Here is a 22,674-nt window from a genome sequence, read left to right as displayed (position 1 = left end):
CAACACCAGTCGCCGCCACTCGGCGGCTCCAATTCGTCTCGTCATTCGCTCCTCCATCGCGCCCCTTGAACGCATGGAGGTGTCCCGACTCACTCAACTCCTCGACGCCTAGATCCGGACGGGTACGCCCCTCCTGCTTCCAGAGTCGGTAGGCCTTGTCAGGACACATGGGGTGCCCGTCGCGCCCCAGGAAGATGCGGATGCGACGGTAGACGTACCTCGGGTACTGCAGAGCAAGCTCACGCATCCGCTCCACCACGGGATTCTCCCGCTGTGCCTTCTGCGACTCGTACCCCAGTGCCGAGCGCGCCACCCGCAGCAGCCTGCATGCTCGCCGGGTGGACAACCCTATCGCGCGGGCATGCTCCACCTCCTGCCTTCGCGCGAGCGCGCTCACCATTTTCTTGCTTGGATTTCCTTCAGCACCTCGATGTCCAAGTCCCGCTCGGTCAGCAGCTTCTTCAACCAGGCATTCTCCGCCTCCAACTGTTTCAGCCGCTTCGTGTCGTTGGCGTCCATGCCCCCGAAGCGCTTGCGCCACGCGTACACCGTCGGCTCACTCACCCCGTGCTTCTTCGCGGTCTCCGGCACCGAGGTCCGCTCCGCCTCGCGCAGAATCGCGACCATCTGCTCCTCGCTGAATCGACTCTTCTTCACCGCCTGCCTCCGTTGTACCCGGAGCGGCATCTTCTCAATCTTCAGTTGGTCCGAAAATCCCAGGGCATGTCAGCAGCTCGCCGGCTGCCCCCTGCATCGCCACCTCGTCGGCCAGGAACTCGCCCAGGAGCGCCGCCGCGCCATCGCGGCGCGCGCTGGTGGCCATGCCCTGCAAGTCCGAGGTCGCGAGCAGCGCATCCACCCCCGGAGGTAGGGCATCCACCCAGCCTCGCAGCAGGGGAAGTCGCTCCACCCGGGTTCCTCCTCGGGGCGCGGCGTTCAGGTAGCGCCATTCCAAGAATGGCGTGGTCTCCACAGAAAGGATTCGCATGCGCCGTGGACGACGCGTCTGCGCTCGGCTGACTGGAGGTCTCAGCCCAAGCCGAGTCGCCCGAGGGTGACCTCGCGGACGCGAGGAATCCGGAAGCGGAACATGAACGCATCCGAGAAGTAGTGCGCCAGCACGATGGCGTTCGTGACGATGACGCCCAGCGACCACAGCGGTTGCTGCCGCAGCAGGAACTCCGTCGCCGCGCCGTTCGTGCTCCGGTCCACCAAGGGGATGAACGGGCTGTTCGCCACGCCCACCAGGATGATGGGCAGCATCACGAGCATCATGGCCGCCCAGACGCCGGCGCCGCGCAGCCTTGCATCGGACTCCTTCGCCGTGGGCTCCATCATCCGCCCCGTGAGGAAGAAGTACTCCAGCCCATGGATGCCCGCGCTCAGGATGGCGCCCCACGTGGGCCACACGAGGTACACGGCGACCACCGACGCGTGCCCCAACACATACAGGCGGCGCGGACCGCTGGACCCTCCAGCGCCACGCATCGAGTTCACCAGCACGCCCACGAAGACAATCCAGGCCGCCAGCAGGACCCACGTCGTCGCGTAGGGGAGGCTGCCACCCTCGGCCTGCCCGATGTTCACCATGGGCGCCGAGCCCTTCGCTGCCGACAGCGGCACCGCCAACGAGCGCGCCATCATCAACAGCAGCGCCACGGGGACGAAGTTGCGCTGCATGCGGCGCTCGGCTTCGGAGAGGGGCGGGGCTCCCGCCGTGCGGGCTCGCAGGCCGTGCAGGGCCCAGATGCCCTTCACCTGGGACAACGTGTGGTGCACCGCCAAGATGTGAATGGTCGCCGCGAGCATCAGGTCCAAACGTGGCGCGTGCTCGCCCGCGTACCAGAGCAGCGAGGCCGTGAGCGCGAACACGACCGCGGCTCCGCCCACCAGGAGCCGAGGCTGCGTGGGCGTCGTGTGCAAGAGCTCGCGCCGCGTGCCGAGCAGCAGGAACGTGAGGATGACGTGTGTGCCATTGAGCAGCACGTACTGCGAGGTCCACTGTCCGATGGCCCGTGAGAAGCCCAGCGGCCCTTCACCCGTAAGCTTCGCCAGCCACACGCAGAAGAGCGTCAGCAGCGCGGGCAGGAGCAACAGGCTGACGTCCATTCGCGGCGAGAACAGCCACAGTCCGGTGAAGCGCACGGACGCGGGGGCTGCGGGCTCGCGGAGGGCCGGGGCGGGGATGGACGAGGACATGCGCGCCCCATCATAGACGACAACGCGTCCCTCACGGGCCCGGCACGAAGAGGCTCTGGTACTTCGCCCACGTGGTCCGGTCCGGCGGCAGCACGTTGCGCCAGTACTGCACCATGAGGAAGCACTGGAGCAGCACCAGCCCCACCGTCAGTCCGCCCACGATGGCGCGAGATGCCGGACGTCGCAGGCTCGTGAACAGGCCCGCGAGGCCCAGGGCGAACAGCGCGCTGGCTTCCGTGTACGCGCGATGCCCGAAGCTGCCGCCGTAGGGCCAATGCCACCAGCTCGCCACCAGGAACGTGTGCAGGAGGAAGAAGAGGAACACCGGCAGCACGTAGGGCTCCAATTGCTCACGCGCCTTGCCGAACCCCGCCACCGCGAACAGCCACACGGGGGCCCAGAAGAAGAGTCCCTTGCGCACGCTGAACAGCACCGGCAGCACCTGCGGATGGTCGAAGCGGAACCCGTAGCCGCGATACGAGTAGACCAGCCAGGCCCCCGTCACGAAGTGCCAGTACGCAATCAGGACGCCCACCACGGCGAGGAACGCGAGCGACACGAGCGCCACCTGCCGCGCGTTCGCGCGAAAGAAAGCCAATCGCGCTCGCTGCGTCGCTCCATCCACCACGCCGTACAACGGGACGAGCAGCAGCACCACGGCGTTGGGATTGCGCACCAGGACGATGAACCCCGCCACCAATCCCAGCACCACCGAGCGACGCGCGGTGGGCTCGCGATACCACTCCGGCAACACGACGAGCAGTGCCGCGAACAGCGCGAACGAATAGACGTGGCTGAAGATGGCGTCGTACGTGCCGTAGTGGAACAGGTTGGTGCCCAGCGTCACCGCCGCCAACGTCGCGAGCACCACGCCCGGCGAGAACAGCGCGGACAGCGCACGTCGAAGCAGCGCCAATCCCACCAACAACGCCAGCCATCCATTGAGGGCCGCCATCACCTGATAGGGCGTGGAGAAGCCATCCGGCACGCCCCCTGTCACGGAGGCATAGGCATGCGCGACGAGGAACGCGGGCAACATGAGCAGCGCCTGCCCCGGTGGGAACCGGTTCAGGTATCGCCCCGTGCGAGGATCCTCCGTCAGGCCGATGTTGGGGTCCCAGTTCTCGCCCCACTCGGCGACTTCGGTGCGCATCGACAGGTCGTGCTGCACGAAGACCGCGGGCAGGTAGAGGTAGTGCCCGTATCCATCCGAGCGGATGGGCTCCAACTCCGGATGGGCTCGGTAGAACAGGCCCATCGCGAGCAGTCCGAGCAGACCCACCACGGGAATGAACCCATCCAACGCGCGGGCGAAACCTGGCCGGGAGAGAGAAGGAGCGGGGACCGCGGGGGAAGGCGTCATGGGGCGTGGGCACTATAGCCAGCACCCGCGAGCCTGGATGACATGCCGCGTCTTGGATTCCTCAGGGACGGAGCGTGTTATGTCAGCGGAGCGCGGGGCGCTGGCCGGAGTGCGCCGCACGCACGAGGCGAACATGCGGTTCCCCAAGGCAGCGTGGTGCGCGGGCCTCCTCTCTGGAGTGCTCGTCGCTGCTCCCGCTCGGGCTGATTTCGGCAAGCGCTCGGACGAGTCCAAGTCCGAGAAGCCCACGCATGCGGCCACCGCGATAGGCACCGAGGATGAGCCCGCGAAGACGCCTCATCGCGAGACGGTGTCCTCGGACGAGGATGTCGTCGAACCCGCTCGTGACGATGATGACGGGGGCGGCGGCGATATCGGCAGCGCGATCGCCGGCTTCATGGTCGAGCTGCTGGTGCGCAACCTCGTCTTCATCATCGCGCAGTCCGGGAACCACCCGTCGGTGTCACCGAACGGCGAGCTGCCCGCGGGCGTCATCTCGGATCAACGCCACGCCGCTCCCATCTCCGTGCGCATGGGGGCCCAGGCCCTGCTCATGTCTCGGCAGGGGAGGGGCGCGGACTACTTCCTGGGCGTGGATGGGCGCTACTTCGGCGTGGACGCGCGGCTCGTTCGCCTCTTCCTGAAGGGGGATGACGGCTCGAGCGGCTCGGACGCCATCTCCGTCTCGGAGGTCCATGTCGCGTGGGCGCTGGTGGCCATCCCGCAGGCGCGGTTGCGCGCCGAGGCGGGCATCAGCACCGCGCACGGCCCGGACGTCACCTTCATCGGGCCCAGCGTGGGGCTCTCCTTCGAGGGCTGTGTCGTGGGGCCGCTCGACCTGGAAGCCCGCGCGCAGGCGACGCCCTTCCCGCATCGCCAGGTGGATGGCGAGGCCGGGCTCGCGCTGCATGCCGGAGGGTTGGTGCTTCGCGGTGGCGTGCGCGGTCTCTTCCTCGATGACGCGGGGAAGATGGATGGTGTCGCGCACCGCGAACGGTTGTTCGGCCCTTACCTCGGACTGGGCTTCACGTTCTGAAGCCCTCGCCCGACGCGGGTGCGGCTACTTCTCTTTCGAGGCGATCTTCCGCAGCGCCTTCTGGTCGCGCACGCAGAGGATGCGGCCCACGTTGCCCAGCACGCCCTCGCGCTTCATCTCGTTGATGAGCGTGGACACGAACGAGCGCGAGGCGCCCACCAGGTCCGCGAGGTCTTGCTGGGTGATGCCGCGCAGGTCCGTCTCGCCGCCGTGCGGGCAGCGCTCGCCGTGGGCTTCCACCAGCGTGAGGAGCGTGTCCGCCAGTCGCGCGGGCACTTCCTTGAAGGTCAGGCCCAGCACGCGCTTGCGCAGGGCACGCACGCGCTCGGCGTAGGCGCGGACCACGTCCACCGCGAGGGCGGGACGGGCTTCGAGTTGGGCGCGGAAGTCGCGGCCCTCGATGCTCCAGACCTCGGCCTCACCCGCGGCGATGGCCATCTCCTCGATGGGCGTGCCTTCGGGACGGAACAGCTCGCCGAACAAGTCACCGGGGCGAAGGATGGACACCACCGAGCGGGTGCCATTCTTCCCGATGCGCATGAGGCGCACGCGGCCGGACTTCAGCAGGTAGACGCGGTCCGTGTTGTCGCCGGGCCGGTAGATGGTCGAGTTGTGCGGGAACGACTCGACCTTGAAGTACCCCTTGAAGTCGATGGCCTCCTGGCCGGGGACCAGCTTGTTCGCGGTGACCATCATCCCGGAGCTGGTCGCTTGCAGCGGCGCCACGACATTGGAACCGATGGGGCCCAGAGGGCGGTTGAATCCGTGCATGGCATTCACTCCTGAGAATGGGGGAAAGGCAGCCCGCCAACTCGCTGGCCGGCGAATGGGAAGTGCCTTCTCCAAGGAATGTGCCAAGCGGATTGAAAGTGCTGCCGAGGGAACACATCCAGGAATGGCGGGTACTTAGCGCTACAGCCCCGGATCTCCCTCATTTCCGTGTCCAAAACCTGAAACAGAACGTTCAAACAGTCTGATCAGATTGAACGAAATGTTCAATCGATGGGCCGGACTGTCGAAGGGGGGACAGTGTTCAGCAGGCGGCCGTCAGGGGGACGGCGGCACCTGTGGCCCCTGGCTCTGTGCAAGGCCGTACTTTTGAAGCTTGCGCTCCAGGGTGGGGCGACTGATTCCAAGAATCTGGCAGGTGCGACCCTTGTGGCCCTTGGTGACGGCCATCGCGCGGGCGATGAGCTGTCGTTCCGCCTCTTCCAGCGTGGGGATGAGGCTCACATCGTCCACGGCGGGGGCGGCGAACATGGGGGCCGCAAGGCGGCCGGGCTCGGGCGGGGTGGTGGGCTCCAGCGCGGGCAGGTCGTCTCCGCGCAGGACATCGCCGGGGGCGAGCACCACGGCGCGGGTGAGCACGTTCTCCAACTCGCGCACGTTGCCGCGCCAGGGCAGGAGGGTGAGGCGCTCCATGACCTCGGTGGGCACGCGGGTGACGCGCTTGTGCACCTTCTCGTTGATGCGCTCGAGCAGGTGCTTCACCAGGAGGGGGATGTCCTCACGTCGCTCGCGCAAGGGAGGAATCTGGAGGGTGATGACCTTGAGGCGTTGATAGAGGTCCTCGCGGAAGCGGTTCTGTTCCACCTCTTCGGCGAGCGTGCGGTGCGTGGCGGCGATGACGCGCGCGCGCAGCTTGATGCGTTTGACGCCGCCCACGCGCTCGAACTCGCGCTCCTGGAGCACGCGCAAGAGCTTGGATTGGAGCATGAGCGACATGTCTCCAATCTCGTCGAGGAAGACGGTGCCTTCCTCGGCCACCTCGAACTTGCCGGGCTTGCCCGTGGTGGCGCCGGTGAAGGCGCCCTTCTCGTGGCCGAACAGCTCGCTCTCCAGCAGCGTGTCCACGATGGCCGAGCAGTTGATGCCGATGAACGGCCGCGCCTCGTCGTAGGAGTAGTTGTGGATGACGCGCGCGATGAGCTCCTTGCCGGTGCCGCTCTCGCCAGTAATCAGCACCGTGGCGGCGCTGCTCGTCACCTTGCCAATCTGTTTGACGAGCTGCTGCATGGAGCCGCTGGTGCCGACGATGTCGCCCAGGCGCACGGCGGCGTTCTCGCGGTTGACCTCATCCGCGCGGCGCGAGAGCTGCCGGTACTCGAGCGCGCGCTCCACCACGAGGTCGAGCGCGGCGGGGTCCGGGAACGGCTTGTGGATGTAGTCGAACGCACCGGCCTTCATGGCCCGGATGGTCGTCTCCATGTCGTGGTAGGCGGTGACGAGGATGATGCGCGCGTCGCCGCACAGGCCCTTCATCTCCTCGATGATCTCCAGGCCCGTGCGGTCCGGGAGCATCATGTCGAGGATGACCACGCTGGGCAGACACTCCTGCGCGGCCGTCAGCCCCGCCGACGCGTTGGTCGCCGTGACGACCTGATAGCGCGGCTGCCCGTCCTGCTCGATGTCCTCGAAGTGCATCGTGAGGGTTTCGAGCAGTGAGACGTCGTCGTCGACGATGAGGAGGGTCTCCATGGGCGGTTCAGGCGGCGAAGGTCAGCGTGAACACCATCCCCGGCTCCGCGCCCCCCTCGGCGCTCACGTCGCCGCCCTGGCTCATCATCACGCGACGAAGCGCGGCCAGGGACAGGCCGGCGCCGCGCGCCAGTCGGGTGCCGAAGGGCTCGAAGAGGGAGCCCCGCTCCTCGGGGGGCAGGGCGGCGGCGGGGTCCTTGAGCACCATGAGCACGCGGCCGGGTCCCCCCTGGCGCAGCGACACGTGCATGCGGCTGTCCTCCGGTTGCCCCATGGCCACGTTGAGCAGCACCTGCGCGAGCACGGGCCGCAGCCGCGAGCCGTCCATTCGCACGCGAGGCAGGTCCGGCTCCTCGTCCACCTCCAGCTCGATGCGGCGCTCGGCCAGCTCGGGGGCCACCATGGCGTTGGCCTCCTGGAGCACCGTGCGCAGGGGCTGTGACTCGAAGTTGGGCGTGGTGTCGCGGCCGTACTCGGACAGGAGCCACAGCATGCGCTCCATGGTGCGAATCTCCCGGTTGGCGATGGTGAGGCGCCGCCGGTCGCGGTCTCCCAGCGTGGTGTTGCGGGCCAGTGTCTGCACGGCCATCTTCACGGAGGACAGCGGGTTGCGAATCTCGTGGCTGAGCGAGGAGGACAGCCGGGAGATTTGAACGGGTGGGGCGCCCTCCAGCACGGTCCCCAGGTCCATCACACCCGCGCTGGTTTCTCCCTCCACCAGGCCCAGGACCAGCCGGAGGAAGGAGGGCTCCTGCTCGCCCAGGTGCGTGGCGGCGAACTCCACGGCGCCGCGGTTCTCGCGGGCGCGGGCGTCCAGCTCGCGGGCGCGCTCGGCGCTCACGCCCAGCGCCACATGGAGCGGACGGTCCATCAAGTCCGCGCTGGTCCGGCGCAGCACGGTGGTGGTGTCGCCCTCGGCGCGCGTGACCCGCAGACCTGGGGACCAGGCGAGCCGTGCGACCTGAAGGAGGTGGGAGTTCATTGGTGGGTCTGGAACATACCGAGTAAGCTTCCTCGCTGTCCCCATGTCTGGATCCACGCGTTTCCCGAAGAACCTTGTGGCCGCCCTCTTGTTCCTGTCGGGGTCGACCGCACTGGTATACGAATTGGTTTGGTCCAAGTACCTCGGGAATGTGCTGGGGAACAGCGGACAAGCCCATGCCGTTGTCCTGGCTACGTTCATGGGCGGGCTGGCCCTGGGGGCATCTGTCTTCGGGCGGACAGCGGACCGGGTGAAGAGCCCCCTGGCCCTGTACGGACTGCTGGAACTCGGAGTCGGCCTCTATGCGCTGGCGTTCCCCTCGGTGCTGCGCGCGCTGGGGGCGCTCTGGCTCGCGGTGGCGCCCAGCGTCCCCGAGGGGCTGCGGGCCGGGCCTCGGCTCCTCGTGGCGGCGCTGTCGTTGGTGGTGCCCACGCTGCTGATGGGCGGAACGCTGCCCGCGCTGGTGCGGCACTTCGCGGCGAGCCTCGCGGGGGTGCGGCGCGAGCTGGCACGGTTGTACGCGGTCAACAGCCTGGGCGCGGCGGTGGGCGCGTTCGTGGCGGGCACGCGGTTGGTGCCAGTCATTGGCCTGTCCGCCTCGGCCACGCTGGCAGCGGGCCTCAACATCCTCCTGGCGCTGGCCGCGCTGGCCCTGGCTCGGACCACGCCCCCTGCGCTGCGGCCGGGAGAGTCCGCACCGAGTTCGGAAGGGGAGACCGAGGTCGCCTATCCACGGACGGCGGTGCGCGCCGCGTTGGTGGGCGTGCTGCTGTCTGGCTTCACGTCGATGCTGTACCAGGTGACGTGGATCCGCCTGCTGTCCATCGTGCTGGGCGCCTCCACGTATGCCTTCACGCTCATCCTGACCGCGTTCATCCTGGGCATTGGCCTGGGCAGCTTCTGGCTGATGATGCGCCGCGAGGGCGTGGACTCGCTGCGCCTCTTCGGGCGGATGCAGGTGGCGCTGGTGGTGAGCGTCTGCGTGGCGCTGCCGCTGTACGTGCGCTTGCCGCACCTGTTCCGCCAGGCGCAGTGGATGCTGTCGCGCTCGATTGACACGTGGCCGGTGTTCCAGGTGCTCACGTTCGCCTTCTGTTGCGCGGTGTTGCTCGCGCCCACCTTCTTCATGGGCGCGGCGTTCCCCGCCGTGGCGCGCGTGGCCACGGCGAAGGTGTCCGAGGTGGGGCGTCAGCTGGGTGGCGTCTATCTGTGGAACACGGTGGGCACCATCACCGGCTCCGCGCTGGGCGGCCTGCTGCTCATGCCGTGGTGGGGCATGGAGGGCAACTTCGTCGCGGGCGTGGTGGCGAACCTCCTCGCCGCGGGGCTGGCCTACGGGGCCGCGCCGGGCGCGAAGGTGGAGGGCCTTCGTGGTGGAGGCCAGGGTCGCGCGCTGTGGCCGGTGGCCGCGACGGCGGTGCTGGCCGTCGTCGTGCTGGGGAGCATGCACGGATGGCCGGTGCGGCTGAGCGCCATCGCCGCCATCCGCGTGCACCAGAAGCCGCCCGAGAGCTACGCGAAGCTGGTGGCGGACACCGAGCGCGACATCCGCCCGGTCTTCTATCGCGACGACACGTTCGCCACGGTCCTGGTGGGCGACTATCCGCCCGACCACCTGCGCTTCATGAAGCTCAACGGGAAGGTGGACGCCTCCAACGGCAGCGACGTGGAGACGCAGGTGGTGGCCGGGCACCTGGGCGTGCTGCTGCACCCGCGCGACCCCAAGAACGTGCTGCTCGTCGGCGCGGGCGCCGCCATCACCGCGGGCAGCGTGCTGGCGCATCCCATCGAGCGGCTGGACATGGTGGAGATCTCCCCCGCGGTCATCGACGCCGCGCGCCTCTTCAAGGCGGACAACCGCAACGCGGTGGATGATCCGCGCACGCACGTGCACATCGACGACGCCAAGACGTTCATGGCGCTGGCGCCGCGCAAGTACGACCTCGTGGTGAGCGTGCCGTCCAACCCGTGGGTGGCGGGCGTGTCCGGACTCTTCACGCGGGACTTCTTCCAGACGGTGGATCAGCACCTCTCGGACGACGGTGTGCTCGTGCAGTGGATCCACACCTACGAGAGCAACGAAGAGCTCATCAAGCTGGTCATCCGGACGCTGCGCGACACCTTCCCGCATGCGACGACGTGGCTGGGCCCGCAGGACCTCATCCTGGTGGCGAGCCGCAAGCCCATCACCTTCGACGCCGCGCGCGTGGCCGAGCGGATGAGCCGCCCCGAGCCGAAGGCCGACCTGGACCGCGTGGACATCCGCGACGTCTTCGCGCTGCTGTCCAAGCAGGTGCACAGCGAGGCGGGGCAGCTGGAGTTCGCGGGGCCGGGCCCCATCAACACGGATGATCACAACCTCCTCGAGTACGCCTCGCCCATTGCCTTCTTCGTGGGCAACCTGGACGTGCGCGTGAAGGACGAGCGCCGCGCGCCGGATGGCGGCCCCCGCCTGTTCATCCACGACTACGTGCGCGCGCACCCGCCCACCGCCGAGCAGGTGGCGGGCCTGGCGCGCAACATCGAGCGATTCCACGCCGCGAATGATCCGTTGGTGCGTGGCGTGGCCACGCTCTGGCATACGCTCGCGCCCGAGAGCCGCGATGCGGCCGTGGCGCTGGCCAAGGCCGCCCTGGCCCAGCAGGACCTCACGCTGGCTGCCTCGCTGCTCGTTCCAGAGGTGGAGAAGGGGGGCCGGGAGCCCGAGCTGGTGACGGCGTACCTGAAGCTGATCGCGGCGCAGATCTGGGCCCAGCGCACCGTCTGGACGCCCCAACAGACCGCCGATGCCGTGGCCCTGGGCCGAGATGTCTCGCGCGCCCACCCGGAATATGCTCCGCTCGCGGCCGCCCTGCGCTCGCTCTGCGAGGCCCTGCCGGCCACCGCCTGCGCGCCCGCCACGGAGCCCGTGGCGGCCCCTTCTGGCCCCTGAAATGGCCTGGGCGGCGGGCCGAGTGGGGCAACTGGCCCGGAATTCCTAGATTTTCTCCCCATCCTCCCGATGACGGATGGAGGTGGAAGTGGGATCCCTCTACTGTGCGTTTCGAACCCTGGCAGCTCAGGGTGAGCAACTCCACCGCTTCAACCCGGGAGCTTCCATGAAGGCCCTCAGCAAGAAGACCCAGCTGCGCAAGTCGCGTGGTCAGGGTATGACCGAGTACATCATCATCGTTGCCCTCATCGCGATCGCCGCCATCGGCGTGATCACGCTGTTCGGCGACAACATCCGCAAGCTGTTCGGTGCCTCGGCCGCGGCCCTCGCCGGCGAGGACAACGTGGACAACACGGGTCAGAAGTCCAACGACACGCTGAACAAGAAGACCATGAAGGACTTCGGTCACAACAACACCTACTGATTTCTCAGGTGTTCGTTGCACGAATGGCAGGTGCCTCTCTCGAGGCGCCTGCCATTTTCGTTTGGGGCCATGGCGCGCGAGGTGACGGCTAGGATGCGTGCCTTGTGAGCACGCCCGTCCCCGATGCCCTCGTTTCGTTGAATCGCCGCCTCTGGCTGTACCGCGGGCTGGTGGTCGTGCTGTCGCTGTCGCTCCTGGGCGTGCTCGGCGCGGTGCGGCGGGCCATGGCGACCGCTGCGGATCCCGACGTGGAGGTGTTCGACGTGCCGGCGCGCTTCGAGGCGCTGGCTCGGCACAACCCGAGCGCGGCGGATGTCTCGGAGACGTACTTCTACGGAGACAGCGCCACCGTGCATCTGCATGCCATGGGCAAGGGGCAGACGTGTCCTCTGCACATCCACCGAGGCACCCACGAGGCGACCGTGATTGCCGCGGGGCAGGCCCTCGTGCGGCAGGTGTGGGGGCATGATGATGCCCTCATCGAACTCAGGTCTCCGCGGCGGCCCGGTGAGCTGATCGGCTCGCCGCCCTTCACGGGCCATGAGTGGCGCAATCCCTCGGCGGAGCAGTTCCTGGGCAACCTCGTCTTCGCCACGCCCCACTTCGACGGCAACCTGTACGTGGACGCGGATGACGCGCGGATGAAGCAGGGCCGCGAGCCCTTTGCCTTCGACCCGGACGCCGCGCTCGCGGCGCTCCGTGCGAGCGGGGAGGCGTCGCGCGAGGAGCCGTTGCCTGTGCTCGATGGGCACATGTCGAGCCTGCTGCTGGAGCGTGGCGAGCATGCGCTGACCGCGACGCTCGAGCAGCCCGTGGTGCTCTACGTGGCGCGGGGCATGGGGACGCTGACGGCGCCGGAGGCTCGACCCGTGAAGGCGGGCCAGCTCTGGGTGCTGCGTCGCGCGGCGCAGGTGCGCGCCGAGGCGAACGGTGGGCTGGTGCTCTACGTCTTTCGCCCGCCGTCCGGTGCGTCGCGCTGAGCGTCGCGGAGGGACATCACGGCGGCGTCGCCGTGGCGGCGCGGTCGCGAATCCAGAGCACATACTCGCCATCGCGCGAGGCCTCGCGCCAGCCGCCGCGCGTGCGCAGATGGTCGAGCAGGATGTTGCCCGGATTCACCGTGTCCCAGACGAGATAGTCCGGGTCGTAGCGCGTGAGCACGTCCTCCCAGCCGGGCTCGGACCAGACGAGCCGCTCGTAGTCGTCATGGATGGCCATGGGGAAGGGGTCGTTCCGGCTGTCGATGAAGACCTTGTAGTCTGCGCCCGCGAAGTACGAGATGGGGCCGCCGATGACGAACCGGTTGAGCACCTTGCCGGGCGGCAGCTTGCGCAGCGCCTCGAAGACCTTCAGCGGGATGGTGGCGTGCCGCACGCCTGCTTCAATGGGCAGGGGCGTGCGCGCGTGCACCGTCACGAGCCCCGCGAGCACCACCGCTGGCCACACGTTCCCTCGCGCCTCGGCGCTCCAGGTGGCCACGCGACGATCCACGCCCTCAAAGAGCCGACGCACGGAGTCGGGGAGGGCGAACCGTCGCTCGGACCGGGCCGCGTGCTCCAGCAGGGCAAGTCCGAGCAGCACGCCCGCGAAGGGCGCGTGACGTTGCACCTTGAGCGCGGCGATGCCGAGCACCAACGTGGGCAGCAGGCTGGCCACCTTGCGCGTGGGCGCCTGACCCACGGCGAAGAGGGTGGCACCGAAGAGCGCGAGGTATGCCCAACTCGCGCCCATGTCGAGGTCGAGCGGTCGCCACTCGACGATGGTCTGCGTGGACGGCAGCACCGAGTGGTGCAGCGGGTAGAGGTAGATGGCCGTGCCATCCGGGCCCAGGCCCGCGGCCAGGAACATCGCCACGCAGAAGCCCAGGGCCTTCACGGAGCGCTGGCGTGACTCCGGCGTGGGGACGTCCAGCGCCTGTCCCACGGCCGTGGCTCCGAGCAGCGCGGGGCCCAAGAGCCAGCTTCCGTGCACGTTGGCCCACAGGACGCCCAGCACGGGAAAGGCCCACAGCACGCGGTCATTGCCAGCGCGCCAGGCCAGCACGGCCATCACCGCGAACGCGAAGAGGAGGTGACCCAGGTGGTAGGGCCGCTCTTGCGGCCAGGTAGGTGACTGCACCGCGAGCACCGCTGCGAGCGTGGCCACCGCGAGCAGCCCGCGCGGTCCCGATGCGGCGCGGCCCAGCGCGCCCCACAGCACGAGCACGTTGGCGGCGACCAGTCCGGAGACGAAGAGCGCGGGGCCCGCGGCGCCCAGCAGCTTGACGAGCAGCACGCACGCGACCCCGAAGCCCCACTCGTGCGGCACCCAGCCCGCCGTGCCAGTGAGGCTGAAAGGATCCACCCGCGTGAATCCGTGCTCCAGCACGAAGCGGCCGCCCGCGAGGTGGAAGAACAGGTCGTAGTTCTTGAGGGGCGACAGCCCGAGTTTCGTGACGAGCCAGAGCGCCACGAGTGCCGCCGGCCCGGGGAGGAGAAGGAACCGCTTCCGCATGTGGGCGCAGGCTACCGCGCCCGAGGTGTCCGGAAGAAGACGGGACGCATCCGGAGGCACCAACCGGGCACGACGTGACCCACCCCACGAAAGGCCGCCCCCACCTGCGGCGAGTCGATATTTCCCCAGGGGGCCCATGCTAAGACGCGAGCGTCCATGGAAGGCCGCCTGTTGCTGAAGAACTGCGCCGTGTTCCGCGCAGATGGTCGGGTCCGTACCGGCATGGCCGTGGTGGTGGAGGGAGGCCTCATCCGCCGCGTGGCGCCCGATGCCGAGGTGCCCGTGCTGCCCGGCGACTGGGAGGTGGCCTGTCGTGGGCGCCTCGTCGCGCCGGGGTTGGTGGATTGTCACTCCCACCTCGTGAACGGCCAGCTGTTGCCCCCCAATGGCGACTTCCTGCTGCGGCTGCCGCGCTCGCGCCTGGGCCGGATGCGCCACGTGGCGGCGCACGTCACCGCCGAGGACGTGGAGGCGCTCACGCGCTTCGCCGCGGCGAGAGCGCTGCGCGAGGGCATCACCTTGGTGGTTGAGCACCTGGCGTGCCCCTCGGATGTGGCCGGAGCGCTGGCCGCGCAGGCGCGTGCCGCGGAGCAACTCGGGCTGCGTCTGGTGACGGGTCACTCCACCCACAGCCTGGACGGGCCCTCCGCGGCCGAGGCTCAACTGGAGGCCAACGCGGACTTCGCGCGTCGCTACCTGACGCATCCGCTGGTTCGCGGCGTGCTGGGCTTCCATGCGTCCTACACCGCCGAGGATGCGTTCCTCACTCGGCTGGCGCGCCTGCGTGAGGAGTTGGGCGCGTTCACCTTGTTCCACCTCGCGGAGAGCGAGGACGACCTCACCACGACGTATGCGCAGTTCAGTCGTCGCGTGGTGCCCCGGCTGGAGTCGCTCGGGCTGCTGGGTCCGCATGCCATCGCGGGCTATGCGCGCGTGGTGGACAACGCCGACGCGGAGCGGCTCGCGGCGACGGAGACGTTCGTCGCGCTCACGCCTCGGGGCACTCGCACGCTGGAGCATGGCGGCGATCCGATGGAGGCCGTCCTGTCCAAGCTCCACCTGGTGGGCCTGGGCACGGGCGGGCACGGCACGCTTCAGGAGGAGTTGCTCGCGGCCACGGTCGGGGTGCTGCACATCGCGCGCACCGGGCGACTATTGGACCCGGACAGCTCGCTGGCGCACCTGCTCGTCAGCGGGCCCGCCGAGCTGTGCACCCGCATCTTCGGGGCGCCATCGGGCGCCGTGGAGGAGGGGGGGCTCGCGGACCTCGTCGTGTATGACGCAGTGCCCGCCGCGGATCCGGAGACGGGTTACTCGCCGCACCTGCTGGGACAGGTCGCGCACTCGCGCGTCGCGTGGACCATCGTGCACGGCCGGGTGTGCGTGCGCGAAGGGCAGCTCCTTGGCTCCGATTATGTGGAGCTCTCCCGTGCCGCGGCGGAAGCGCTCGCGCGTGTGTGGACCCGGGCGCGGCTCCCGTCGTATGGCGGGGTATGAGCGCACTTCCTCCTGGCCTCGCTGATGTGCTTCGCGCGGCCCGTGCTCGACGCGGGCCCCTGCTGTCCGACCCGCGCACCTCCGCCTTCCGGTTGCTCAACGCTGGCGCCGATGGCGTGCCGGACGTGACGGCCGATGTCTTCGAGGACCTGTGCGTGGTGAGCCTCTATCGGGACTTCACGCCCGAGGAGGAGTCGGCGTTGCTCGACGCGGCGATGGAGGCCTGGGCGCCGCGTGCGCTGTACCTCAAGCGCCGCCCTCGCGAGGCGCGCGTGCTCGCCAATGTGGCGAAGGATGCGCTCGCGCCGGAGCAGGCCGCGCGGGGCGAGTCGCGTGAGTCCTGGGTCGCGAAGGAGGGCGGACTGTCCTTCCTCATCCAGCCGGGACAAGGGCTGTCCGTGGGCCTGTACCTGGACATGCGCGACACGCGCGTGTGGCTGCGAGAGCAGGCGCGTGGCCTCACGGTGCTCAACCTCTTCGCGTACACGTGCGCGTTCGGAGTGGCGGCGCTCGCTGGAGGCGCGACGCGCGCGCTCAACATCGATGCGAGCCGCCGGGTGCTGGAGTGGGGCGAGGAGAACGCACGCCTCAATGGCCAGCCGGTGGACCGCTACGACTACATCGCTGGCGACGTCTTCGAGTGGCTCAAGCGGCTGGCGAAGAAGGGAGAGACGTTCGACCTCGTGGTGTCGGACCCTCCGTCGTTCTCCACCACGAAGACGACCCGCTTCTCCGCCGCGCGCGACTACGCGCAGTTGGCGGAGTCCGCCGCTCGGCTGGTGGCGCCCGGAGGCCGGTTGGTCGCTTGCTGCAACCACGCGGGGCTGCCCGCGCGGCGCTTCGAGGCGATGGTCGCGGAGGGGGTGGCGCTCGCGGGGCGGGCGGGGCGAGGGGTGGGGTCGCTCGGCCCTTCCGCGTTGGACTTCCCCTCGCCAGAGGGCGAGGAGCCGGCCTTGAAGGTGCACGTCGTCCAACTTCGTTAGCGTCGCCGGGCCGGGCGCGGTTACAGTGCCTCCAGTCATGCCTTCCGCCGCATCGCAGCAGCGCGACGCCGGCCGCTTCGGCAAGTACCGGCTCATTGACCGGATTGCCGTGGGCGGCATGGCGGAGATCTTCCTCGCCCATCAGACGGACAAGCAGGGCCGCGAGACGCCCGTCGTCATCAAGCGCATCCGGCCCCACCTGTCCAAGCACGCCGCCTTCGTGAAGATGTTCCTCAACGAGGCGCGGCTGGCCTCTCAGCTCAATCACCCCAACATCGTGCAGATCCACGACCTGGGGAAGATCGCCGAGAGCCACTTCATCGCCATGGAGTACGTCTCCGGCCGCGACATGCGGCGGGTGGTGCCCAAGGCCGAGTCCCTGGGGATTCCCTTCCCCATGGTGTACGCGCTGAAGATTGCCTCGTGCGTGTGCGCGGGCCTGCACTACGCCCACCAGAAGGTGGACCTGTACGGCAACCCGCTGAACATCGTGCACCGCGACGTGACGCCAGAGAACATCGTCGTCTCGTTCGATGGCTCGGTGAAGGTGCTCGACTTCGGCATCGCCAAGGCCACCACGCAGGTGGAGCAGACGCGCACCGGGGAGATCAAGGGCAAGCTCAGCTACCTGAGCCCGGAGCAGTGCCTGGGTCGCCCCGTGGATTGCCGCAGCGACATCTTCTCGCTGGGCACCGTGCTCTACGAGTGGCTCACGGGCTTCAAGCTCTTCACGGGCGAGACGGACGTGGCGGTGATGCGCAGCATCACCGAGGGGAAGATCTACGCGCCCTCGTACTTCCGCGAGGACCTGCCCGAGCGCGTGGAAGCCATCCTCATGAAGGCCCTGGACCGCGACCGGGACCGCCGCTACGCGACGGCCGCGGACCTCCAGCGGGACCTGGATGCGTTCCTGGACGCGTACGAGTTCACGCCCACGCCGCTGCACCTCGCCAACTTCATCAAGCAGCTCTTCGAAGATGAGCTGGCCGAAGAGCAGCGGCGGCTCGCGAGCCGTCAGGCCTCGGCGCCGACCTCCGAGGAGGCGCTGGAGCTGTCCGAGGTCGTGGCCGCGGTGGCGGACGCGCCCGCGGCCGAGGCGCCGGCCCTGGAGGTCGTCCCGCCATTGGAGGAAGCGCCCGTCCCCGAGACGCCCACGGCCCCCTCGGTGGTCGAGCCCGCTCCGGTGGAGGCCGCGGCCGAGCCAGTGCCCTGGTCTCACGAGGAGCGCACCGAGCCGCGCATGCTGGCCGTGCCCTTGAGCCCCGCGCTGTCCGAATCCCTGGAGGCGCTGGCGCGCAAGCACGGCGTGCCCGCCGGCCGCATGGTGGCCGAGCTGCTGGAGGCATGGCTGAAGTACCGCTGAGCGCCCATGCCGCGATTGAAACTGACGCTCGAATACGACGGCACCCGTTACGTGGGCTGGCAGATGCAGCCCAATGGGCCCTCCATCCAGGCCGTGATGCAGGACACCCTGGCCCGCTTGCTGGGCGAGCCCGTGGTCGTGAACTCGGCGGGCCGCACGGACTCGGGCGTTCACGCCGAGGGGCAGGTGGCCTGCTTCGACACCGCGCGCGTGCTCCCGCTGAAGGCCTACCGGATGGGGCTCAACGGGATGCTGCCCTCGGACATCGCCGTGGTGGCGGCCGAGGAGGTCCCCGCGGAGTTCGACCCGCGCCGCTGGTCGCGAGGCAAGCGCTACCGCTATCGCGTCAGCAACCGGCCCACGCGCTCACCGCTTCGTCGGGACACGCATTGGGAGGTGTTCGCGCCGCTGGACGTGGAGGCCATGCGACGCGCGGCGCGGGTGCTGGAGGGGCGCCATGACTTCTCCGCGTTCCGGGCCTCGGACTGCCAGGCGAAGCACGCGATGCGGGAGATCCGCTCGCTGCGCGTGGAGGGGACGCGAGGCGACGCGGTGTCGTTCGTGGTGGAGGGCACCGCGTTCCTCAAGCACATGGTGCGCAACCTGGTGGGCACGTTGGTGGATGTCGGGAAGGGGAAGCGCCCCGAGGCCTGGGTGGCCGAGGTGCTGGCCTCGCTCGACCGGAAGCGGGCGGGACCGACGGCGCCGCCGCAGGGGCTGGTCCTGGAGGAGGTCTTCTATGGCGATGGCCCTCCGGGCGGAGACGAAGACGAGGACTGAAGTGCGGTAGGCTGGGCGCGTGAGCAATCAAGACGGTGTCCTCGTCCCGCTGCGCGTCCGCGTCCGGCGCTTCCAGTTCATCGTTGGGCTGGGCTTCCTGTCGCTCGTGCTGGGCTCCATCCTCAGCGTGGCGTTGACCCTGCGGCTGTCCACGCGCGTGTTGGACCTGCCCTTCGAGCCGCTGCGCATCGCCATGGCCGTGGCGCTGGAGAACCTGTGGGTGCTCGGGGTGTTGCCCGCGCTCGCCTACGGTGCCGCGCGCGCGTTCGACCTGCGGCCCTGGAACACGGCGGTGGGCTCGGGCCTGTCCGGCGCGCTCTTCGTGGTGGCGTTGGATCTGGTGCGAGATGGCACCGGGAGCCTGTGGGAAGGCGGCCTGCCGACGGTGCTGCGTTGGGCGGCCTTTGGCGTGGGCGTGTTCCTCACGGCTCAGGCCGTGAAGGCAGGGCGCGCGGCGGCAGCCACGGTCGCGAGTCAGGCGGCGACGAAGGCGGAGGCGCGCAAGTCGGAGTACGACGAGTTCCTCCAGGCCGCGGCCCAGGGCGGCGCGCGGCTGGAGCAGCGAGAGGGCGCCCTCGCCGCCGGTGTCGCCACGCCGCCCGCCGCGACGGTGGACGTGGCATCGGCTCCCGTGACGTCGCTCCCGCTGTCCGCCGCGTCGGAGCCCGTTCCTGTCGCGCCGCCTGAACAGGCGCCGTCCGAGGGACAGGCCCCAGGCGCGGTCACTTCGCTCACGCCAGCGGGGACGCCCGAGGCCGTGGAGCCGCAGGCGCCCAAGTCGCCCGCGGCGTGAGCGGTCCGCGGGTTTACGGGTAGCAGGCGGCCTGACGCAGGCCGATGTCCTCGGGGAGTCCGAGCGCGACGTTGAAGTTCTGCACCGCCTGTCCGGCCATGCCCTTCACCAGGTTGTCGAGCGCGGCCATCACCGCGACCGAGCGGCCCTTCGTCGCGACCGAGATGTCGCAGAAGTTGCTGCCCACCACGGCGGCCACGCGCGGCGTGCCCTCCACGATGCGCACGAACTTCGAGCCCTCGTAGTAGCGGCGGAACTTCTCCGTCAGCGACTGCGTCACCACCGCGCCGCCGTGCTCCGGCCACTCGAACTGCACGGTGGCGAAGATGCCGCGCACCATGGGGGCGGAGTGGGGCACGAAGGCCAGCCGGTGCCGGGAGGCGCCGTGGGCCACGAGCATGACCTCGACCTCGGCCTCGTGCTGGTGCTCCAGCGGCTTGTACGCGCGGAAGTCATGCGCGCGCGTCGGGTGGTGCGTGCCCTCGCCCGGCAGCGAGCCGGAGCCCGAGGAGCCCGTCACGCCCGAGACGGCCAGGAGGCCCAGCCCCGGCGTGCTCGCGATGGGCAGGAGCGCGAGCTGCACCGCGGTGGCGAAGCAGCCCGGGTTGGCGATGCGCCGCGCCTGCTTCACGCTCTCGCGCTTCCACTCGGTGAGGCCGTACGTGAAGGTGCCCAGCAGCTCCGGCGACGGGTGCGGCCGGCCATAGGCGCCCGCGTAGCGGCCCGGGTGGTCCAGCCGGAAGTCGGACGACAGGTCCACGAGCAGCATCCGCTCGGTGAGCCCGAACTCGGCCCACTTCTTCTCCAGGCCGGCGAACTGCGACGCCAGCTCGCCGTGGCCCAGCGCGCTGAACACGACGGGGCGAGGAGAGTCCGCCAGCCAGCGCCAGTCCGGCTCGGCCTCGAAGCGCGCGTCCACCAGCCCGCGCAGGTGCGGGTGCACCTTGTGGATGGGCTCGCCGGCGTGGTGCCGGGAGACCACGCGGATGCCCGCCACCGCGGGATGGCCCGACAGCAGCCGCAAGAGTTCGCCGCCGCCGAAGCCGGAGGCCCCCAGGATGTAGATGTGCGCCTGCGTCATGACTTCCTCCCCGCGCCCAGCTTGGGGGCGAGCTTCTCCAGGACGAGCCCGCCAAGGGCCGCCGCATCCGCCCGCGCGTTGCGCGCCGGCAATCCCACCACCTGCTCCACGAAGCGCACGCCCACCGCGTTGTCCGTGGCGGGCCCGGCCACCATGTCCACCTCGATGCCGTAGACCTCGCGCAGGTGCCGCACGCCGCCCGCGGCGCCCACCGGGTCGTTCGCGCACAGCACGAACGCGCCGCCCAGCGCCTTCAGCTCGGGGTCCGCCAGGATGGCCTGCACCCCGTACTCGCCCATGATGCCGTCGCCCGTCTCCGCGACGATGACGTCCACGTTCGCGGCGGCCATCTCCGAGAAGATGGTGCGCGCCACCCGCGCCGCCGTGCGCGAGCCCGTGCACACGATGCCCGCGTCCGTGAAGTCCATCACCACGTCCGCGCCGCTGTCCTGCATGCTCAGCGTGTCGCGCATGAGCGAGACGCCCGTCAGCTTCGCGCCGCCCACGCGGTAGCCCGCCTGCATCAGCCGGCGCACCATGGCGCTGGCCGCGTACGTCTTGCCCGCGTTCATGCACGTGCCCACCACGTACACCACGGGGCACGTCACTGGCTTGGCGGTGCCCTTCAGCGCGCCGTTGCTGATGTGCGCCGGCTGGCCGAAGCGCGACTGGAACTCGGGGAACACGAGCACCTGGCCGAGCACCTCGGCCTCGAACGGCGTGCCCACGCCCGGGTTGTGCGAGGTGCACTTGCCGATGACGCCGCCCATGTTGAGCACGTTGATGCGGTCGCCCACCTTGACGGACTCGGGCACCACGCCCTCGTAGCCGTGCAGGGCGTTGCGGTGACCCAGCGCGCCCACGACGATGTCGCCCGCGTGCAGCGTGACGAGGCGGCCGTTCACGTCCTCGAGCTGGTTGTAGACGCTCTTCTCTCCGTGGATGCGCACGGCCACCACCGCGCCCTCCTCGGCCCGCACCTCATCCGTCAGGTGCACGGTCCGGCCGAGCTGGAGGTTGCGGGTGACGCTGCCGACTTTGTCGACGTAGATCTTCATGTCACTTCGCCGCCTTGTGAGAGAGCATCTGCGCCACGCCGTAGAGCTTCGCGAAGCCCGCGGCCTCGGCGCCCGTCCACAGCACGTTGGCCTCGCCGTACGTCGCCACCTTCGCGTCCATGAGCGAGTAGGGCGAACGCACGCCCTCCACCACCATGGTGCGCGGGTGGAGCACCAGCTTCACCTCGCCCGTCACGCGCTCCTGCGACGACGCGAGGAACGCCTCCAGGTCCTTCACCAGCGGATCGAAGAAGTGGCCCTCGTGGAGCAGCGAGCCGTACAGGTTGCCCATCGACTCCTTCCAGAAGAGCTGCTTGCCGGAGAGGACCAGCTTCTCCAGCTCGCGGTGCGCGGTGATGAGCAGGTGCGCGGCCGGGGCCTCGAAGCCGACGCGGCCCTTGATGCCCAGGATGGTGTCGCCCAGGTGCACGCCCCGGCCGATGCCATACGGCTTGCCCAGCGCGTTGAGCGCCTCCACCACCTGCACGGGCGACAGCGACTGGCCGTCCAGCGCCACGGGCACGCCCTTGTCGAAGGCGATGACCAGCGGGCGCGGCTTCAGGTCGCCCGGAATCTCGCCGCCGGGGAACGCGGCCTCGGGCAGCGTGCTCCACGAATCGAGCGTCTCGCGCCCGCCCACGGACGTGCCCCACATGCCCTCGTTGACCGAGTACGAGCCCAGCTTGGGCGGCATGTGCACGCCGCGCTCGGCCAGGAAGTTCAGCTCCTGCTGACGGCTGAGCGACAGCTCGCGGATGGGGGTGATGAGCTGAAGCTCCGGCGCCAGCGAGCGGAACGCCACGTCGAAGCGGACCTGATCATTCCCCGCGCCCGTGCTGCCGTGGGCCAGCGCCTGCGCGCCGCGCTCGCGGGCCACGCGCACCACCTCCACCGCCTGGCACGCGCGCTCGGCGGAGACGCTCAGAGGGTAGAGCTGGCCGCGCAGCACGTTGCCGGCGATGAGGTGGCGCAGGTAGCCCTGGAACAACGTGGCGCGCGCGTCCACCGTCTGGTGCGCCACGGCGCCCAGCTGCTTCGACAGCGCCTCGATGCGCGCGAGCTGCTCGGCCGGGAAGCCCCCCGTGTCCACGGTGACGGTGGTGACGTCGTGGCCCTGCTCGCGCAGGTACACAGTGCAGAAGGCGGTATCGAGGCCGCCGGAGAACGCCAGCACCACGGGTTTCTTGCTCATGGGGTACTCCTCGGATGAAT

Annotated in this window: 19 protein-coding genes and 1 pseudogene; 9 read left to right on the top strand and 11 right to left on the bottom strand. The window is 69.5% G+C overall.

Features of this window, described 5'->3' with window-relative positions; translation table 11 throughout:
* Positions 1–115: 115 nt before the first annotated feature.
* From KRR26_RS37050 to KRR26_RS29680, 4 genes and pseudogenes are all read right to left on the bottom strand, one after another.
* A pseudogene (locus KRR26_RS37050) lies at positions 116–657 on the bottom strand (transposase); the annotation flags it as partial.
* 34 nt (positions 658–691) lie between these two features.
* Positions 692–910: a hypothetical protein gene (locus KRR26_RS29690; protein WP_217081445.1), complete on the bottom strand. Its 219-nt coding sequence runs from the start codon at positions 908–910 to the stop codon at positions 692–694.
* Between the two features lie 119 nt (positions 911–1,029).
* Complete coding sequence (locus KRR26_RS29685) at positions 1,030–2,199, bottom strand: hypothetical protein (protein ID WP_217081444.1); 1,170 nt, start codon at positions 2,197–2,199, stop codon at positions 1,030–1,032.
* Between the two features lie 31 nt (positions 2,200–2,230).
* Positions 2,231–3,562, bottom strand: a complete 1,332-nt coding sequence (locus KRR26_RS29680) for a hypothetical protein (protein ID WP_217081443.1) — start codon at positions 3,560–3,562, stop codon at positions 2,231–2,233.
* Between the two features lie 79 nt (positions 3,563–3,641).
* On the opposite strand from KRR26_RS29680, the gene KRR26_RS29675 reads away from it, so the two are divergent.
* Positions 3,642–4,598, top strand: a complete 957-nt coding sequence (locus KRR26_RS29675) for a hypothetical protein (RefSeq protein ID WP_236069317.1) — start codon at positions 3,642–3,644, stop codon at positions 4,596–4,598.
* A gap of 24 nt (positions 4,599–4,622) precedes the next feature.
* Here the strand turns inward: KRR26_RS29675 and mrpC are convergent, their stop codons facing one another.
* The 3 genes from mrpC to KRR26_RS29660 form a co-directional block, all read right to left on the bottom strand.
* Positions 4,623–5,369: a Crp/Fnr family transcriptional regulator MrpC gene (mrpC, locus tag KRR26_RS29670; RefSeq protein ID WP_015351149.1), complete on the bottom strand. Its 747-nt coding sequence runs from the start codon at positions 5,367–5,369 to the stop codon at positions 4,623–4,625.
* Between the two features lie 276 nt (positions 5,370–5,645).
* Positions 5,646–7,076, bottom strand: coding sequence for a sigma-54-dependent transcriptional regulator (locus KRR26_RS29665; RefSeq protein WP_217081442.1), 1,431 nt, complete (start codon positions 7,074–7,076; stop codon positions 5,646–5,648).
* Between the two features lie 7 nt (positions 7,077–7,083).
* Positions 7,084–8,058, bottom strand: coding sequence for a sensor histidine kinase (locus tag KRR26_RS29660; protein WP_120208304.1), 975 nt, complete (start codon positions 8,056–8,058; stop codon positions 7,084–7,086).
* Between the two features lie 199 nt (positions 8,059–8,257).
* Between KRR26_RS29660 and KRR26_RS29655 the strand changes: the two genes are divergently transcribed.
* The 3 genes from KRR26_RS29655 (at position 8,258) to KRR26_RS29645 (ending at position 12,394) form a co-directional block, all read left to right on the top strand.
* Positions 8,258–10,990 (top strand): fused MFS/spermidine synthase, encoded by a 2,733-nt coding sequence (locus tag KRR26_RS29655; protein ID WP_236069316.1) that lies wholly within the window; start codon positions 8,258–8,260, stop codon positions 10,988–10,990.
* A 166-nt stretch (positions 10,991–11,156) separates the two neighbouring features.
* Positions 11,157–11,414: a hypothetical protein gene (locus KRR26_RS29650; protein WP_120208636.1), complete on the top strand. Its 258-nt coding sequence runs from the start codon at positions 11,157–11,159 to the stop codon at positions 11,412–11,414.
* 104 nt (positions 11,415–11,518) lie between these two features.
* The gene (locus KRR26_RS29645; RefSeq protein WP_217081440.1) at positions 11,519–12,394 is read left to right on the top strand and encodes a hypothetical protein; all 876 of its coding nucleotides are present in this window, start codon (positions 11,519–11,521) and stop codon (positions 12,392–12,394) included.
* Positions 12,395–12,410: 16 nt separating this feature from the next.
* Here KRR26_RS29645 and KRR26_RS29640 read toward each other — a convergent pair whose 3' ends face one another.
* Positions 12,411–13,907, bottom strand: a complete 1,497-nt coding sequence (locus tag KRR26_RS29640) for a hypothetical protein (protein WP_217081439.1) — start codon at positions 13,905–13,907, stop codon at positions 12,411–12,413.
* A 156-nt stretch (positions 13,908–14,063) separates the two neighbouring features.
* Between KRR26_RS29640 and KRR26_RS29635 the strand changes: the two genes are divergently transcribed.
* From KRR26_RS29635 to KRR26_RS29615, 5 genes are read left to right on the top strand one after another with little or no spacing between them, the layout of a single operon-like run.
* Positions 14,064–15,404 (top strand): amidohydrolase family protein, encoded by a 1,341-nt coding sequence (locus tag KRR26_RS29635; RefSeq protein WP_217081438.1) that lies wholly within the window; start codon positions 14,064–14,066, stop codon positions 15,402–15,404.
* Complete coding sequence (locus KRR26_RS29630) at positions 15,401–16,387, top strand: class I SAM-dependent rRNA methyltransferase (protein WP_120208314.1); 987 nt, start codon at positions 15,401–15,403, stop codon at positions 16,385–16,387. Before KRR26_RS29635 ends, KRR26_RS29630 begins: the two co-directional genes overlap by 4 nt.
* A gap of 37 nt (positions 16,388–16,424) precedes the next feature.
* Positions 16,425–17,750, top strand: a complete 1,326-nt coding sequence (locus KRR26_RS29625) for a serine/threonine protein kinase (protein ID WP_217081437.1) — start codon at positions 16,425–16,427, stop codon at positions 17,748–17,750.
* A gap of 6 nt (positions 17,751–17,756) precedes the next feature.
* Positions 17,757–18,530: a tRNA pseudouridine(38-40) synthase TruA gene (gene truA / locus KRR26_RS29620; protein WP_120208318.1), complete on the top strand. Its 774-nt coding sequence runs from the start codon at positions 17,757–17,759 to the stop codon at positions 18,528–18,530.
* Positions 18,531–18,549: 19 nt separating this feature from the next.
* The gene (locus KRR26_RS29615; RefSeq protein ID WP_199723854.1) at positions 18,550–19,323 is read left to right on the top strand and encodes a hypothetical protein; all 774 of its coding nucleotides are present in this window, start codon (positions 18,550–18,552) and stop codon (positions 19,321–19,323) included.
* 13 nt (positions 19,324–19,336) lie between these two features.
* Here KRR26_RS29615 and argC read toward each other — a convergent pair whose 3' ends face one another.
* From argC to argG, 3 genes are read right to left on the bottom strand one after another with little or no spacing between them, the layout of a single operon-like run.
* Positions 19,337–20,404, bottom strand: coding sequence for an N-acetyl-gamma-glutamyl-phosphate reductase (gene argC, locus KRR26_RS29610; protein WP_217081436.1), 1,068 nt, complete (start codon positions 20,402–20,404; stop codon positions 19,337–19,339).
* Positions 20,401–21,462, bottom strand: coding sequence for a DUF1611 domain-containing protein (locus KRR26_RS29605; RefSeq protein WP_120208322.1), 1,062 nt, complete (start codon positions 21,460–21,462; stop codon positions 20,401–20,403). Before KRR26_RS29605 ends, argC begins: the two co-directional genes overlap by 4 nt.
* 1 nt (position 21,463) lies before the next feature.
* Complete coding sequence (gene argG / locus KRR26_RS29600; protein ID WP_217081435.1) at positions 21,464–22,654, bottom strand: argininosuccinate synthase; 1,191 nt, start codon at positions 22,652–22,654, stop codon at positions 21,464–21,466.
* Positions 22,655–22,674 lie beyond the last annotated feature (20 nt).

It is taken from the genome of Citreicoccus inhibens (assembly GCF_019039035.1).
Taxonomy (GTDB): Bacteria; Myxococcota; Myxococcia; order Myxococcales; family Myxococcaceae; genus Citreicoccus; species Citreicoccus inhibens.
This window is presented reverse-complemented; position numbering and strand designations above follow the sequence as displayed.